Below are 14,652 nucleotides of genomic sequence, written 5' to 3' on the forward strand. Positions count from 1 at the left end.
ACAACGCTTTAAACGAAATAGTTAGAAAATTTGGCATAAAAAATATATGTAAGCGTTTTCTTTATAAAATCACAAAAACTGCCGCGTGTCGACGAGCTGAAGGGCATCCGGCTCCACCTTCAGACGGAACACCGAATTCTCCTGTGGTTCCCCGTCAATCAAGAACAGGATGTCCTGATCGGCAGTCAGGACGGCTTCCGGACCATTCGCATAGGTGACAGCCCGGCTTCTGATCGGCTTTCCGAGCAGCAGCTTCGGCAGCAGCAGGAAGAGGACGGTCAGTCTCCGGGCAGAGTGGGCCGCCGTGATGGCCATCGAACCGTCTAGCGGATCTGCTGACGGGCAGACGCGGAGGCCGCCGCCGTATGTCGGCGTATTGCCTGCTGCGATAAGCCAGACGCTTTGCCAGTCATGGATGTCATCGCCGACTGTAAGCCGTGCTGAGAAAGGTCTGAATTCAATCAGTGTCTCGAGAGCCGCGATCAGATAGGCGAGGGAACCGAGACCGAACCGGTTCAGCACAGGCTTATAGGCGGATTGGTTGGCACGTCTGCCGATTTCCGCATCGGCACCGGCTGCTGCAATGGTGAGACCGAGTCTGCCGTTCACATTCAGCAGATCGACACGCCGGATCGACGGGACAAGGATGCTGGACAGGAATTGGCCGGGATCAGCAGTCAGTCCGAATGTCCGTGCGGAATCATTGCCCGAGCCTGCGGGCAGGATGGCGAGGGGAATGTCAAGCCTGACGGCAAGCTGTAAAACAGAGCTTGCTGTCCCGTCACCGCCGATCACAATGATCATCGATACAGGTGCCTGATCATGCAGGCCGGTGATGAATGAGCCGGCTGCATCAGGTGAATCACTGAGCAGGGCTGTGCATGGAATCCGGGCTGCTGTCAGGCCGTCATGTACCTTCTGGAACAGGTTCGCAGCTTTACCGCGACCTGCCGCCGGATTCGCAATAATGGCATACATCGGTCAATCCCTCCCTGAAACCTGTCATTCTTTCGCCTCTTTCAGTGCATCATCCAGTTTTTTATAAATATCGAGCAATGCCTGTTGTTCGTCTGCCGAGATATGGGAAAACAATTCACGCCGAACCTCGATGCCGTCGTTATATGCTTTTTCAACGATAGATTTGCCCTCATCGGTGATCGACAAATATTTGGTCCGTTTATCGTTTTCAGCCTGGCGGCGGACGACGAGCCCTTGTTTTGTCAGTTTCGTAGACAGGTGCGTCAGAGAGGCAGGCGTGAAATTCAATTTTTTCGCGATATCGGATGGCCGGCTTTCCCCTTCATTCAGCAGTTCCTGCAGGACGAGTATATGCGAAATCCCCAGATCATTATCAGACCGCTGCTGCCACTGGACGACCATCTGATAGGTCACTTTCTCGATTGTGTGAAGTAATTCAAAAATATTCTGCTCCGTCATTTGGAAACCTCCATTGTAAGCAAGGGGCTTACAGTAAATAATTTATGTCGAATAAAATGATATCTACAGTATCATACACTATTCGGACAAAAAGAATATAATTTGAACCCTTACTAATTTTGCAGAACAGCCGATACTAGAAAGGCCGTCTCGTGAACGTTATGTGGAAAAGGTATAAAGGTATAGTTTTATCGTCAGGCAAGCGGTATACTTACCAAGGAATAAAGTCATATATAATTTTATCGAAAGAGGTATCAGGACTCATGAAGTTGACAAGATCTTTAACATTCCAGCTGGGCAGTCTGATTATCGGCATCCTTGTCGTCATGCTTGCCATCACATCTGTCGCTACATACAAAACAGCGTACGATAAATTGTTCGATGCGGCGGGAATCGAAGCATACGGCTGTGCAAATATCACGACGGGGCTTATCCTGCCAGATGATATGGAAAAAGCGCTGGGCGGGGATTCGGATGTCCAGGACGAAATCGGGAAACAGTTGAATTGGACAATTGAGCACAAGAGTATTTTTGAAACTCAGTACATATTGACATTGGACGGAACGATCGTAGCGCTGGACGATAACCTGAAAGCGAAAGGATTCGCACCGGGTGATGACTTCCATATTGACAGGGAAGCGATTGAAATGCTGAAAGAGATGAAACATCCAACCTACTCAAAGGCTTACAACTATGCAGACATGAAACGCCTCTCAGGATATGCACCGATCTTCAAGGATCATGACCCTTCAAAAGAAGTGATCGCAGTCAGCGTCATTGATTTTGACGCATCGATCGTTTCATCACGGACCTGGGACGTAGTGCGGAACGGTATTCTGATCAGCATCGTGCCTTTGCTGCTGGCGGCTCTGCTGACACTGTTCCTTCTCCGCAAGAAGACGAAACCGATCTCTTCGCTTATCGAGCACTCCAGACAGATAGCCGATGGGAACCTGAGCCTCAGCGATGTCCCTGTTGAAAGTCAGGATGAAGTCGGCGACTTGGCAAAGACGCTCAATACGCTTTCCGCCAACTTGCGGACCATGATCGGCACTGTCGGATCGACAGCCTCGAAGTTGACGATGAGCACTTCCAGAACATCCGATTCGTTGAAGGAAATGGAAGGGGCTGCCCACATGGTTTCGGAAAACATCAACGAAGCGGCAAGCTCCACAGCCGACGGTGGCGCAAGTGCGGAACAGGCCGCACAGCTTATGAAGGATCTGGCAGAAGGACTGCGCCAGGCGGACAGGCGCGCTGGAAACGCAGCGGCCATTTCCAATAACACGAAACTCCTCTCCGAGGAAGGAAGACAGCGGGCAGTACTGCTGAATGACGATATGCAGAAAATCCGGCAGTCTGCATTGAGTTCCCAGACTGCGATCGAAGGCCTGATCGGGTCTGCGAAGAAGATCCAGCTGATTACGGAATCGATTTCCGATATCGCCGCGCAGACGAACCTCCTCGCCTTGAATGCCTCCATTGAAGCGGCACGGGCGGGAGAACACGGCAAAGGGTTTGCCGTAGTCGCCGAAGAAGTGAGGCTTCTGGCCGAGCAGTCGAACGAAGACGTCCAGCAGGTCGGCGCGCTCATCCAGGGTATTTCTTCAAGTATTTCAAAAGTAGTGAGATCCTCGGAGGAAAGCGGGGAACTTATAGAAAGTGGTTCGGATACTGTCCGCAAGACCGCAGACACACTTGGCGGCATCTCCGCTGCGGTCGAAGAGACTGTGAAGGAAGTGGAGGCCATCTCCGAAAACCTTATCAAGGAATCACGGCTCTCAGAGGAAGCCGAGCAGCATATCCGCCAGCTGGCGGACGCCATCCATTCCATCGAAGAGATGACAGCCAACATTTCAGCATCCGGAGAAGAAACGTCTGCGACCATCACGGAGGTAGCTGGCCAGTCGGACGACATGAAGCGGCTTGCGGAAGAGCTTGAAGCAAGCATCCGCAAATTCCGTTTGGCAGAAGACGGAGACAGCGGGACTGTCAGCTGACCCGCATTTTCTGAAAGCCCGTTTTCTCAGTAGATTGTAAAATCAGAACAGAGCTGTTTTGCGCGATATATGATATAATGAAGTAGTGAAAAATTTTAGTTCTGAGGAGTTATCGACATGCTAAAAGACTTTTTTATCGGCCTTTCTCAAAACCAGATGCTGAACAGCGCAGCAAAAAAATACGGCCTGAAACTGGGTGCCCAAAACGTCGTAGCCGGAACCAACATCCCTGAAACGATCGAGAGCATCCGTGAACTGAATGCCCACGGTATTTCATGCACCGTCGACAATCTAGGCGAGTTCGTGCATAACCGCGAGGAAGCGACAGACGCGAAAGAACAGATCCTGAGTGTCATCGAAGCCATCCATGAGAACGGGGTGGATGCACACATCTCACTCAAGCCTTCTCAGCTCGGGCTGGATATCGATAAGGACTTCTGTGAGGACAACTTGCGTGAAATCGTCAAAAAAGCGAACGAGTATGATATCTTCGTCAACTTCGATATGGAAGACTATGGCCGTCTGAAGCCGTCATTCGACCTTCTCGATGACCTGTCGAAAGAGTACAAGAACATCGGCACAGTCATCCAGGCGTACTTCTTCGAAGCGGAAGACTACATGAAAGAGCATAAGGATTTCCGTCTGCGGATCGTCAAAGGCGCATATAAGGAATCACCTGCCGTCGCGTACCAGGACAAAGCGGATATCGATGAAAACTTCGTCCGATTGATCGAATGGCACCTGCTGAACGGCAAGTTCACATCGATCGCAACACACGACCATCATGTCATCAACCACGTCAAGCAGTTCGTGAAGGAGAACAATATCCCGAACGAGAAATTCGAATTCCAGATGCTGTACGGCTTCCGTAAGGATATGCAGCTGGAGCTTGCGAAGGAAGGGTACAACTTCACGACATATGTACCGTTCGGCCAGGACTGGTACGGATACTTCATGCGCCGTCTGGCAGAGCGCCCGCAAAACATGAACCTGATCGTCAAGCAGGTCTTCAACAAGAAGACGAATACGATGATCGGTCTGGCGGCCGGCGCATTCGCACTCGGACGTCTTACGAAAAAAGGCAAATAAGAAAAGTTGAATAACAAAAGAAGCTGTTCTGACTGTCAGAGGAAACTGACCGCAGAACAGCTTTTTTCATCGGACAGCGACCAAGAAATAGAGAAGCATGCCGAGCAGACCGAAGGGAAGACCGAACCGTGCCCATTCCTTACTCGTGATCGACAGTTTCCCGGCCGCGATGATATTCGGGATATTCCCCGGTATCAGCATCCCGCCGCTGATGATGAGCCCCATCAGGATAGCGCGGACCACGCTTGCATCCATTGAAGAACTCAGTTCGATCGAAGCGAGCGTCGCGTTATCGAGCACCGCGGAAATCGTGTTGGCCCAATAGAGGAACGCCGGGCTCCTGCCGTCAAGCAGCTGCCCGAGAAGCGGTGCGAAACCCGCGCCGAGGAAGCCGAGCGCCACGATGAATACATAAACATTGAAACCGCGGAAAAAGATCGCATGCCATGATTCCTTCTCAGTAGATTGTCCGCATGCCTTACGGACAGGCGGCTCGACAGCTGCGGCAGCAACGGCTGCGATAATAAGGAGCGAAATCAGGACATCCTTGCCGAGAAGTCCTGACAGGTAAAAGAAACTCTCCCCGAGGCGGCTCGTGGCGATCGTCGACAGCGGTTCGCCGAGCGGTGTCAGAACAGCACCCAGACCGATCGAGTAGCACGACAGGATAACGAGACGGACCTGCGAGCGGCGGCCGTAGCCGAGAATGCCGACTATCGCGACGAGGAGGACGGCTGCGATGATTGCGGTGATGACGCTTGCGGCCAATCCGAGACCGAAGACGATCATCGCGGTGAAGAGCCTGGAGGGTATGACCCGCTCAGCCAGAAGAATAGCCCGGCCGAAGGGCGTACTGCCGAGCCGGAACAATACTCCCGCTGCAAGCACTGCCAGAGTGATCGCTATCGGCTCTTCCAGCGAGGTCTTCAGCAATTCCGCACTCCACACACCTGACACGAGAACCGCAGCCAGGCCGAGCCAGAAGAGATAGAACTCCAAATACCGTTCCGCGAAGGGAAACACGAATGGCCCCGCGAGAACGAAGATCAGCAGCAATATCAGTATCCACACCACCCGCACACCTCCGCTCAGCAATTATCCGGATAATTATCGTATGCAGCGCGGGTCGCGTTCATCCCCGAACAAAAAAACGGCTCCCTGTCCGGGAACCGTTTTTGTTGTGATTAATGGACACCTTTCATATAACGCGAAATGATCGGCGATACGAAGAATACGATGATCGAGAGGACGATGGCGACACCGCCGATGATCCCGAAGTACAACGTCTCGGTATCTGCTGAATACAATTTCACGAGCTGTGCGTTCAGTGCCTGTGCTGCTGCGTTCGACAGGAACCAGAGGCTCATCGTCTGTGCAGTGAATGCGGAAGGCGCAAGCTTCGTCGTAGCTGAAAGGCCGACCGGCGAAATGCACAATTCACCGAGTACAAGCGTAAAGATGCTCAAAGCAAGCCAGATCGGGCTTACCAATGCATCCGTGCCGCCCATGACGCCAGGAAGCAGGATGACGATGAACGAAATACCTGCAAACAGCAGTCCGAGTGAGAACTTATGCGGGATCGACGGCTGCCGATCGCCGAGTTTCACCCAGAGCCATGCAAATACAGGTGCGAAGATGATGATGAACAGCGGGTTCAGTGACTGGAACCAGGCAGGTGACAGATGGATTCCGAGGAAGTCCAGATTGGTCCGCGTATCCGCATACAATGCAAGGATCGTGGAGCCCTGCTCGGCGATCGACCAGAACATGACCGCAGTCAAGAACAGCGGAATGTACGCGAGCACACGAGACTTCTCATCAGCATTCGTTTTGGGGCTGCGGTACATGACGAAGAAGTAAGCCGCCGGGATGAGGAATCCGAGAATCCCTACGAATGCGATGAACGAATCCAGCGTAAGGTAGCCGGTCGGGATGGCGACAGCGACGATAATCGCCAACACAATCACCGCAATTCCGACAATTATAGACGTTTTCTTCTTCTCTGCAGGCGTCAGCGGGTTTGCAACATAAGTTCCGGCAAGTCCGAGGTTCTTTTTCTTCGTCATGACAAACATGACAAGTCCGAAGAACATACCGACTGCAGCAAGTCCGAAACCGAGATGGAAGTTATACTCCGTACCGAGTGTTCCGGCAGTCAGCGGGGCGATGAAGCTCCCGAGGTTGATCCCCATGTAGAAGATACTGAAGCCGGCATCCTGGCGGTTATCACCGACCGGATAGATATCGCCGACCATACTGGACACATTCGGCTTCAGCAGTCCTGTACCGATGACGATGAGCGCCATGGAGAAGAACAGCATACCGAGATTGCCCGGGAAGGACAACACAATGTGGCCGAGCATTATGAAAATTCCGCCTATGAAGACAGAACGCGACGTTCCGAGCACGCGGTCCGCGAGCCAGCCGCCGATGATCCCCGACATGTAGACGAGTGAGCCATACAGCGAAACGATGGCGAGTGCGGTTCCCTTGTCGAGGCCGAGACCGCCTTCCGAGACTTCGTAGTACATATAGAAAACAAGGATCGCACGCATTCCATAGTAAGAAAAGCGCTCCCAAAACTCCGTGAAGAATAACGAGAACAATCCTTTAGGATGACCGAAAAAGCCTTTTTGCGGGACGCTTTCAACAATCTCCTCTTTAGACAGCTGTGACATTCTAAATCCTCCTTTTGACTATGAAGAATATAGTACCACTATCCATGGTAGTCTGAAAATAATTTATTCGAAAATCCATTAAGTCTTATAATGCTGATTTCATTGAGTTTTAAGTCTATTTGGAAAGAATGAATACATAGATATAGTTATCCTCCTATAACTTTTTAAGACTTCTGATTGAAAAATCCCTAATTCCCTCCCTCTCTGCTCATCCAGCTTCCAATACCCTCTATTCCTACAAATCATGCCGCAAATGAGGTATTATACAAGTAGCAGGTTACAGAATGGAAGTGGACGCATGAATCATCTGATCATAGAAAAACTTACAAAAACGGTAGGGGACAAGACGCTGTTCCGGGACGTGCAGTTTACAATCGGTTCCGGTGAGAAGGCCGGACTGGTCGGCATAAATGGGACAGGGAAGTCGACGCTGCTTTCCATCATCGCAGGCACTGAAGATGCAGATACCGCGACGTTCGACCATCCGAACCAGTACCGGATCGCCTATCTGCCGCAAGAACCTGAAAGCGATCCCGGCCTGACGGTCATGGAGGCGGTCTTCCAGAGCACAGCACCGGTCATCCAGCTCAACTTGAATTACGAACACGCACTGCGTTCGCTGACAGACCAGCCTGAATCACAGGAACTGCAGGACAGGTTTGCAGCGCTGCAGCTTGAGATGGACCACCAGAATGCATGGGATGTCAATACACAGGCGAGGACCATACTGACCAAACTCGGAATCGATACATTCGATAAGCGGATGGGGGAATTGTCCGGCGGCCAGCAGAAACGCGTCATGCTCGCGAAGACGCTGATCGAGCCTGCCGACCTGCTGCTGCTCGACGAACCGACGAACCACCTGGATGTTTCGTCGATCACATGGCTGCAGGATTACCTCACCACCGTATCGGGAGCGGTCCTGTTCGTCACCCATGACCGGTATTTCCTTGACGCTGTCGCCACGTCAATCTACGAACTCGCGGACAAGACACTCTATACGCATAGAGGGAATTACGGCGACTTCATCGAAGCGAAAGCTTTGCGGGAAGAGATGAGTGCAGCAACGGAAGACAAGCTGAAGAACCGATACCGATCCGAACTGAAATGGATACGGAGAGGTGCCAAAGCACGTTCGACGAAACAGAAAGCACGTATCGGACGCTTCGAGGAACTCGAACAGCAGGTGAAGGGCGGAACGCAGAAGGATGAACTGGATGTTGCGCTGAAGACATCCCGGCTCGGCAAGAAAGTGCTCGAAGCGGACAGCATCTCCAAATCGTTCAGCGGACGGCCTGTCATACAGGATTTCTCTGCATTGCTGCAGTCCGGCGACCGGATTGCGATCGTCGGACCGAACGGCGTCGGGAAAACGACACTGCTCAATCTGTTCGCCGGCGTACTCCAGCCGGATGAGGGAGAGATCGACAGAGGGTCGACTGTCCGGATCGCATTCTTCCGGCAGCACCTGCCTGAGATGAAGCCGGATCAGCGGATCATCGAATACGTCCGCGAGACATCGAATGACATCGAAGACAGTGAAGGCAACCGCATCTCGGCTTCACAGATGCTGGAACGTTTTCTGTTCCCCGCCTCTGTACACGGAACGCCGATCGGCAAATTGTCCGGCGGCGAACGCAAACGGCTCTATTTGCTGAAACTGCTCATGGAGCAGCCGAACGTCCTGCTGCTGGATGAGCCGACGAATGATCTGGATCTCGAAACCTTATCCGTCCTTGAATCATTCATCGATACGTTTCCGGGTGTCGTCATGACGATTTCCCATGACCGGTTCTTCCTGGACCGGACGTCTTCCAGGCTGTGGGTGCTCGACGGCAGCGGTGGTATCGAAACGGTCCTCATGACCTATACGGATTATCTCCAGTCCGTAAAGACGCATGAATCTGCAAAAGCACAGACAGTACAGCCTGCTGCCGAACCGCAGGCGCCGCGTCAGGAAAGTGTCCCGAAAAAGAAGCCGACCTACAAAGAAAAGCGCGAGTGGGAAACGATCGAAGCTGATATCGACGAAACGGAACAGCTGATTGCCTCGCTGGAAGCCGAAATGGTGACATGCGGTGCCGACTATGAAAAACTATCTTCCATTACGGAGAAATTGAATACAGCGAATGACCGTTATGAAACTCTGATTGAACGGTGGAGTGAACTGGAAGAAATCATGAAGAATTAAAAGGAGGTACGGACGGATGAATATCCTGTCAATCGAACCGACACCGAGCCCAAATTCCATGAAACTTGTGCTCGACACGGAATTACCGGGGCTCGAAAGCCACAACTATAAAAAGGAGGATGCCGGATCAGCCCCTGAACCGGTGAACCGGCTGCTCGCTATCAACGGCGTGAAAGGCATCTATCATGTCATGGACTTCATGGCGCTGGAACGGGCGGGGAATGTCCCGTGGGAAACGATCCTGGCTGACGTGCGGAATGTGTTTGCGGATGAGGAATCCGGTGAACCGGAAGCAACTGAAGAGGCTGCGGAGCACTATGGTGAAGTGTATGTACATGTCCAGACGTATAAGGAAATCCCGCTTCAGGTGAAAGTGTTCGACAGTGAAAACGAAGAACGGTTCGCTCTCGGCAGCCGCTTCACTGAAGCGATGGAGAAAGTCCACAGCGCGGAAGTCGAAAATTACATCCTGCTCCGCAAATGGGCCGATTACGGAATACGATATGGCAGCAAGGAGGAGATCGGCGAAACCGTCGTCAAGGAAATCGAGGCCGCTTATCCGCAGGAACGCCTGGACTCGATTGTCCGCAGCACACTGGAAGGCGGCGAAACTGTGTCTTCCAAACGACAGCCGGTCACACTCAAACAGTTCGGAACGGACGAATGGGAAACGCGGTTCCGTCTGCTCGATCAGATGGCGGATCCGTCGACCGCTGATCTGCCGCTGCTCAGCCGTGCGCTGGAAGACGAAAAGATGTCGATCCGCCGGCTGGCGGCCGTTTATCTCGGCATGATCGAGTCTCCGGACGTCGTTCCGTACATCGAAAAAGCGCTGCACGACAAAAGCTGGGCCGTCAGAAGGACAGCGGGCGACTGCATGAGCGATCTCGGATTCACGGAATTCGAAGACGCTGCGATCGACCTGCTGCAGGACAGAAACAAACTTGTCCGCTGGCGTGCGGCCATGTTCCTGTACGAAACAGGCACCGAAAAGGCCCTTCCTGCCCTGCATGCAGCAGAGGACGATCCGGAATTCGAAGTGAAGCTGCAGGTCCGTATGGCTATCGAGCGGATTGAAGAAGGGGAAGATGCCAAAGGATCGATCTGGAAGCAGATGACGGAGGTCCGCGGAAGCTCCAACTGAATCTGTTTGCTAAGGAATCCTGCTTTGCTTTTTGAGTCCGATTGAAAGTGATCCGGCAAGCGGAGTTCCTGTCTTCGGACTATCAACGACTATCCTGCTGACTAGACAGAGTGTCTGGAGGTCCCGGATGCCGACCGACACGCCAGACAGGAACTGACACGGAAAAACAGCCCTCTCCCGTATTGGAGAAGGGCTGTTTTTTCACGATTGTCCAGTCAGCTCAGGAAAGCTGACGAAGAGCCGTCCTTCCTGGGTGATGATTTCCGCAGCTGCCGATTCGAAAAGATACGGGGTGTCGGCGCTGTCGCGCGGCTCCACTTTTTCGTAGTCGTTCTTCACCGTGAGCACCGGGAACGTGACCGGAACGGAACGCCCGTTGACAGTCGTTTTTAAATTTCCCATCAGCAGCAGCTCCTTCTTGGAAGCCGCGAAACAAAGGAAACCCGACGAACGTCTGCCGGTCACCCGACCGAGCGGGATATGCTGCAGGAGCGATATAAGGCAGAGCAGGAAATCGCTGACCGCGGCAATGCTCAGCTTTTCCCGTCCGGCCTGTGTGAAATGTTGGTTGAGTGCATTCCGTATATCCTTGAAGGTGTACAGGAGGTCGATTTTCTCTTTCGGGCCGCCTTTACCGAGCCGGCTGATCACTTCGGCTGCGTGCCGGAAGTACACTTCAGCCGGCCCGTTACCAATCTCTCTCGTCAACACGAGCCGGCGTATTTCCGCCAATACAGGATGATCAGGCACCTCACTTGCAAAGAAGCCGAGGACATCTTTTTCATCGAATGCGCGAGCCGTGAATTTGTCATAATAGTATTGATTCAGCTGTTTCATTTTGAGGTCCATCCCAAAACATCTCCTTGCCTAGTTCTCTGCTGACAGTTTACCACAGGTGCCTTGAAAGCACTTCGTTTTCATTCCGCCCGTTTCCATGTAGAATGGACAGCAGATGCAAGACAAAAAATGATGAACCGGAAGGGGATATGGGATATGAATGCCTATGAAGAATACATGAAGGGGATTGTCCAGCCGATGCGCAGCGAACTGACGGCTGCCGGCTTCACGGAATTGACAACGGAAGAGGATGTTGCAGAGGCGATGCGAAACCAAAAGGGAACAGCGCTCGTCGTCGTGAATTCCGTTTGCGGCTGTGCGGCGGGCCTTGCCCGTCCGGCTGTCCGTGAAGCGATTGGACAGGCCGACCGGAAACCGGATCAGCTCTATACGGTGTTCGCCGGTCAGGATAAGGAAGCGACAGCCGCCATGCGTTCCTATTTTTCAGATGTCCTGCCGAGTTCCCCTTCCATCGCTGTCCTGAAAGATGGTGAGCTTGCCTATTTCATCCCGCGGGAGCAGATCGAAGGATTCGAGATGGAACAAGTACAAGAGCACCTGACAGGAGCCCTGAACCAAGTGTCTGCCTCTTGAACCGGAAGCTGATCGTTTCGACAGCCAGCCGGCCGGACTCGCTCTCCGAACAGCTTGCCCGGGAAGCCGCCGAACGTCTCGGCTGTCCGTGCGAGGAACGGAGGAAGCGGTCGGTGCAGAACTTGATGGCTGATCACAAGGCGGATGCCCTCATCGCCGGCAAGGATGGGTTTTCATTCTACCGCCGGGAAACTTCGGGTTCACCGTTCTTCTTTCATCCGGACACGGCGATGTTCCGGCTGAAACGGGTACTGAGGGGAGAAGAGGATCCTTTCCTGGCCGCCTGTGCACTTTCTGCAGGGGACCGGTTCCTCGACTGCACACTCGGACTTGCGACGGACTGTATTCTTGCCTCGTCCGCGGCAGGACATTCAGGCAAAATTGTCGGAATTGAAGCCGATCCAGTGGTCGCTTTCATCACCGCCAAGGGACTGCAGCAATACGATCCCGCTTTCCCTGAATTGAAAGCAGCGATGCGACGCATCCAGGTGAAGCAGGGAACGGCTGTAGAAATATTGCGCAGTATGGAAACGGATTCGTTTGATGTCGTCTATCTGGATCCGATGTTTTCGACATCAATCGAAGAATCCGCCAGTTTCGCACCGCTCCGTGACACGGGATTGCATGGAGGATTGACGGACGAGTGGATAGCAGAGGCCAGGCGGGTCGCCGCCAAACGGGTCGTTCTGAAAGCTCATTTCGGCGATCGGGCATTCGAGACATTCGGCTTCACACGGATCCGCCGGCCGAATACAAAATTTCATTTCGGCTGCATGGAAACATGAAACGCCCGCAGGTCCAGTAACTGGATCTGCGGGCGTTTTAAGCAATCAGTGCGTGAAATTGAGTGAACTTAAGTATAGAACAAAGACAAGCATGCCGATACCGGCAATCAGTTGAACATCCATCTGAGCAACCTCCTTAAAAAAACATACCAGTTCCCTGTCACTTATTGTACAATGAAACTACAAAAGAAGGAACCTTTTCGAATATTTTTCGTACTGTTCAGAAAGCAAACCGATATTTTATGAAATGCGCAGGTGATGGATGATGAAAAAATGGCTGCAGCAGCTGATGATCATTTCTGTTGCGTTCGTAACATTGGGCGTTATTTCGCCGAGTCATGAGATCTGGGATTCACTGCATGAAAAGGAAAACATCAAACAACCGGGTCTTCCGGAAAGCGGAAGTGCCTATTCTGTCAGTTTTGAGACCACGTTTGAACGCGATCCGCTCCCTGCTGCCTCGGAAGACGAGCTGATCAGCGGTGCGCGCAAGCTGGCGTACACAAAATTCGGAACGAAGATCGGACCTGCGATCGGCGACGAGTTTGATACGGTGATCTTCCCTGAAATGGAGCGCGTTATCCGGGACACATTCGGCGAACAGTTCCAGATGGACCGGAAATTGGCGATTTCAGAGCGGCCATCCGGCGGACATGCTGAAAAGATATTCAACATAAAAGATGCCGAAACCGATAAGAACCTGCTCCTGTTCCACGTCCGGACGGAGAAACGCCCGCAAGACGGGTATTTCTTCAATTTCCACTATCATGTCGCAGCTGACGACTACGAAACACATCATACGATCGGGGAAGTCTACTGGTCGAAGAACACACCGCCGAAGTGGCTGTCCTGACAGCTGCCGGCGGTTTTTATTTCTCTCGCTCGTAATTTGAGTGCTTGATTTGTTATAGTTAAGCTATTGAGTAACAGGAGGTTGGGTTATGAAGCAATACTTGGATCTTTGCCGTCATGTACTGGAGACCGGGGTCAAGAAAGAGGACCGTACCGGTACAGGAACGCTCAGTGTCTTCGGCTATCAGATGCGCTATGATCTTCAACAGGGTTTTCCGTTGATGACGACGAAAAAGACCGCATTCCGTCTGATTGTCTCGGAACTGCTCTGGTTCCTGAAAGGGGATACGAATGTCCGGACGCTCGTCGAAGAACGGAATCCGATCTGGGATGAATGGGCTTTCGCCCAATGGATCGAAAGCGATGAGTACACCGGCCCGGATATGACAGATTTCGGCAGACGTGCACCAGCGGATGAAACATTCCGGGAAGCGTACGAAAACGAGATGGCATCATTTAAAGAACGTCTTCTGATAGATGAGAGCTTTGCCGGACGCTTCGGTGATCTGGGCCCTGTCTACGGAAAACAATGGCGCAGTTTCGGAGGAGCAGCAGGACGCGAACCTGTCGATCAGATCAGGCAGCTGATCGAAGGTCTGAAAGCGAATCCTGATTCCCGCAGGCATATTGTCACAGCGTGGAACCCGTCGGAACTCGATGACATGGCTTTGCCGCCTTGCCACGTCCTGTTCCAGTTCTATGTGGCGGACGGAAAACTGTCCTGCCAGCTGTACCAGCGGAGTGCCGATATTTTCATCGGTGTGCCGTTCAATATCGCCTCCTACGCCTTGCTCGTCCACCTGATTGCACTGGAGACCGGGCTTGAACCCGGTGAGTTCATCCACACACTCGGGGACGCACATATCTATTCCAACCATATCAGCCAAGTGAACGAACAGCTGACGCGGAAACCGCGCAAACTGCCTGATCTGCGAGTCAATCTGGCAGGCCGCTCGATCTTCGAGTTGACAACCGCGGACATCTCCATTGAAAACTATGATCCGCATCCGAAAATTTCAGCGCCCGTCGCTGTCTGAACAGGAGG

At 52.5% G+C, this 14,652-nt stretch carries 13 protein-coding genes; 8 read left to right on the forward strand and 5 right to left on the reverse strand.

The features are described from left to right. Nucleotides 1-69: 69 nt before the first annotated feature. Both QWT68_RS04330 and QWT68_RS04335 read right to left on the reverse strand, forming a co-directional pair. On the reverse strand, nt 70-978 hold the full coding sequence (locus tag QWT68_RS04330; RefSeq protein ID WP_052461756.1) for a diacylglycerol/lipid kinase family protein: 909 nt from the start codon (nt 976-978) through the stop codon (nt 70-72). A 24-nt stretch (nt 979-1,002) separates the two neighbouring features. Beyond that, nucleotides 1,003-1,437, reverse strand: a complete 435-nt coding sequence (locus QWT68_RS04335) for a MarR family winged helix-turn-helix transcriptional regulator (protein WP_290149808.1) — start codon at nt 1,435-1,437, stop codon at nt 1,003-1,005. A 263-nt stretch (nt 1,438-1,700) separates the two neighbouring features. Between QWT68_RS04335 and QWT68_RS04340 the strand changes: the two genes are divergently transcribed. Both QWT68_RS04340 and QWT68_RS04345 read left to right on the forward strand, forming a co-directional pair. Further along, nucleotides 1,701-3,437: a methyl-accepting chemotaxis protein gene (locus tag QWT68_RS04340; protein WP_040286395.1), complete on the forward strand. Its 1,737-nt coding sequence runs from the start codon at nt 1,701-1,703 to the stop codon at nt 3,435-3,437. Between the two features lie 117 nt (nt 3,438-3,554). Continuing rightward, nucleotides 3,555-4,526, forward strand: a complete 972-nt coding sequence (locus tag QWT68_RS04345) for a proline dehydrogenase family protein (RefSeq protein WP_040286396.1) — start codon at nt 3,555-3,557, stop codon at nt 4,524-4,526. Nucleotides 4,527-4,592: 66 nt separating this feature from the next. On the opposite strand, the gene QWT68_RS04350 is transcribed toward QWT68_RS04345, so the two are convergent. Both QWT68_RS04350 and QWT68_RS04355 read right to left on the reverse strand, forming a co-directional pair. Then, on the reverse strand, nt 4,593-5,600 hold the full coding sequence (locus QWT68_RS04350) for a DUF1646 family protein (protein WP_040286397.1): 1,008 nt from the start codon (nt 5,598-5,600) through the stop codon (nt 4,593-4,595). 110 nt (nt 5,601-5,710) lie between these two features. Continuing rightward, nucleotides 5,711-7,204, reverse strand: a complete 1,494-nt coding sequence (locus QWT68_RS04355; RefSeq protein WP_040286398.1) for a peptide MFS transporter — start codon at nt 7,202-7,204, stop codon at nt 5,711-5,713. A gap of 298 nt (nt 7,205-7,502) precedes the next feature. On the opposite strand from QWT68_RS04355, the gene QWT68_RS04360 reads away from it, so the two are divergent. Next, nucleotides 7,503-9,395 carry an ABC-F family ATP-binding cassette domain-containing protein gene (locus QWT68_RS04360; RefSeq protein WP_290149812.1) on the forward strand — a complete coding sequence of 631 codons (1,893 nt, stop codon included), beginning with the start codon at nt 7,503-7,505 and terminating at the stop codon, nt 9,393-9,395. A gap of 16 nt (nt 9,396-9,411) precedes the next feature. Then, nucleotides 9,412-10,539 (forward strand): conserved virulence factor C family protein, encoded by a 1,128-nt coding sequence (locus tag QWT68_RS04365; RefSeq protein WP_290149813.1) that lies wholly within the window; start codon nt 9,412-9,414, stop codon nt 10,537-10,539. Nucleotides 10,540-10,740: 201 nt separating this feature from the next. Here the strand turns inward: QWT68_RS04365 and QWT68_RS04370 are convergent, their stop codons facing one another. Continuing rightward, nucleotides 10,741-11,388 (reverse strand): hypothetical protein, encoded by a 648-nt coding sequence (locus QWT68_RS04370; protein ID WP_040286401.1) that lies wholly within the window; start codon nt 11,386-11,388, stop codon nt 10,741-10,743. A 144-nt stretch (nt 11,389-11,532) separates the two neighbouring features. On the opposite strand from QWT68_RS04370, the gene QWT68_RS04375 reads away from it, so the two are divergent. From QWT68_RS04375 to QWT68_RS04390, 4 genes are all read left to right on the forward strand, one after another. Further along, on the forward strand, nt 11,533-11,970 hold the full coding sequence (locus QWT68_RS04375; RefSeq protein WP_040286402.1) for a BrxA/BrxB family bacilliredoxin: 438 nt from the start codon (nt 11,533-11,535) through the stop codon (nt 11,968-11,970). After that, nucleotides 11,967-12,755 (forward strand): class I SAM-dependent methyltransferase, encoded by a 789-nt coding sequence (locus QWT68_RS04380; RefSeq protein WP_040286403.1) that lies wholly within the window; start codon nt 11,967-11,969, stop codon nt 12,753-12,755. Before QWT68_RS04375 ends, QWT68_RS04380 begins: the two co-directional genes overlap by 4 nt. Nucleotides 12,756-13,017: 262 nt before the next feature. Further along, on the forward strand, nt 13,018-13,608 hold the full coding sequence (locus tag QWT68_RS04385; protein ID WP_290149815.1) for a YpjP family protein: 591 nt from the start codon (nt 13,018-13,020) through the stop codon (nt 13,606-13,608). Between the two features lie 88 nt (nt 13,609-13,696). Continuing rightward, nucleotides 13,697-14,644, forward strand: a complete 948-nt coding sequence (locus QWT68_RS04390; protein ID WP_040286405.1) for a thymidylate synthase — start codon at nt 13,697-13,699, stop codon at nt 14,642-14,644. Nucleotides 14,645-14,652 lie beyond the last annotated feature (8 nt).

Origin of the sequence: Sporosarcina trichiuri (assembly GCF_030406775.1) — a bacterium.
GTDB lineage: Bacteria > Bacillota > Bacilli > Bacillales_A > Planococcaceae > Sporosarcina > Sporosarcina trichiuri.

What these genes read in the sequence shown, in the direction of transcription:
- QWT68_RS04370 (WP_040286401.1), bottom strand. Translation starts at nt 11,388, where the DNA reads ATGGACCTCAAAATGAAACAGCTGAATCAATACTATTATGACAAATTC.
- QWT68_RS04340 (WP_040286395.1), top strand. Translation starts at nt 1,701, where the DNA reads ATGAAGTTGACAAGATCTTTAACATTCCAGCTGGGCAGTCTGATTATC.
- QWT68_RS04385 (WP_290149815.1), top strand. Translation starts at nt 13,018, where the DNA reads ATGATGAAAAAATGGCTGCAGCAGCTGATGATCATTTCTGTTGCGTTC.
- QWT68_RS04355 (WP_040286398.1), bottom strand. Translation starts at nt 7,204, where the DNA reads ATGTCACAGCTGTCTAAAGAGGAGATTGTTGAAAGCGTCCCGCAAAAA.
- QWT68_RS04335 (WP_290149808.1), bottom strand. Translation starts at nt 1,437, where the DNA reads ATGACGGAGCAGAATATTTTTGAATTACTTCACACAATCGAGAAAGTG.
- QWT68_RS04360 (WP_290149812.1), top strand. Translation starts at nt 7,503, where the DNA reads ATGAATCATCTGATCATAGAAAAACTTACAAAAACGGTAGGGGACAAG.
- QWT68_RS04330 (WP_052461756.1), bottom strand. Translation starts at nt 978, where the DNA reads ATGTATGCCATTATTGCGAATCCGGCGGCAGGTCGCGGTAAAGCTGCG.
- QWT68_RS04390 (WP_040286405.1), top strand. Translation starts at nt 13,697, where the DNA reads ATGAAGCAATACTTGGATCTTTGCCGTCATGTACTGGAGACCGGGGTC.
- QWT68_RS04375 (WP_040286402.1), top strand. Translation starts at nt 11,533, where the DNA reads ATGAATGCCTATGAAGAATACATGAAGGGGATTGTCCAGCCGATGCGC.
- QWT68_RS04345 (WP_040286396.1), top strand. Translation starts at nt 3,555, where the DNA reads ATGCTAAAAGACTTTTTTATCGGCCTTTCTCAAAACCAGATGCTGAAC.
- QWT68_RS04365 (WP_290149813.1), top strand. Translation starts at nt 9,412, where the DNA reads ATGAATATCCTGTCAATCGAACCGACACCGAGCCCAAATTCCATGAAA.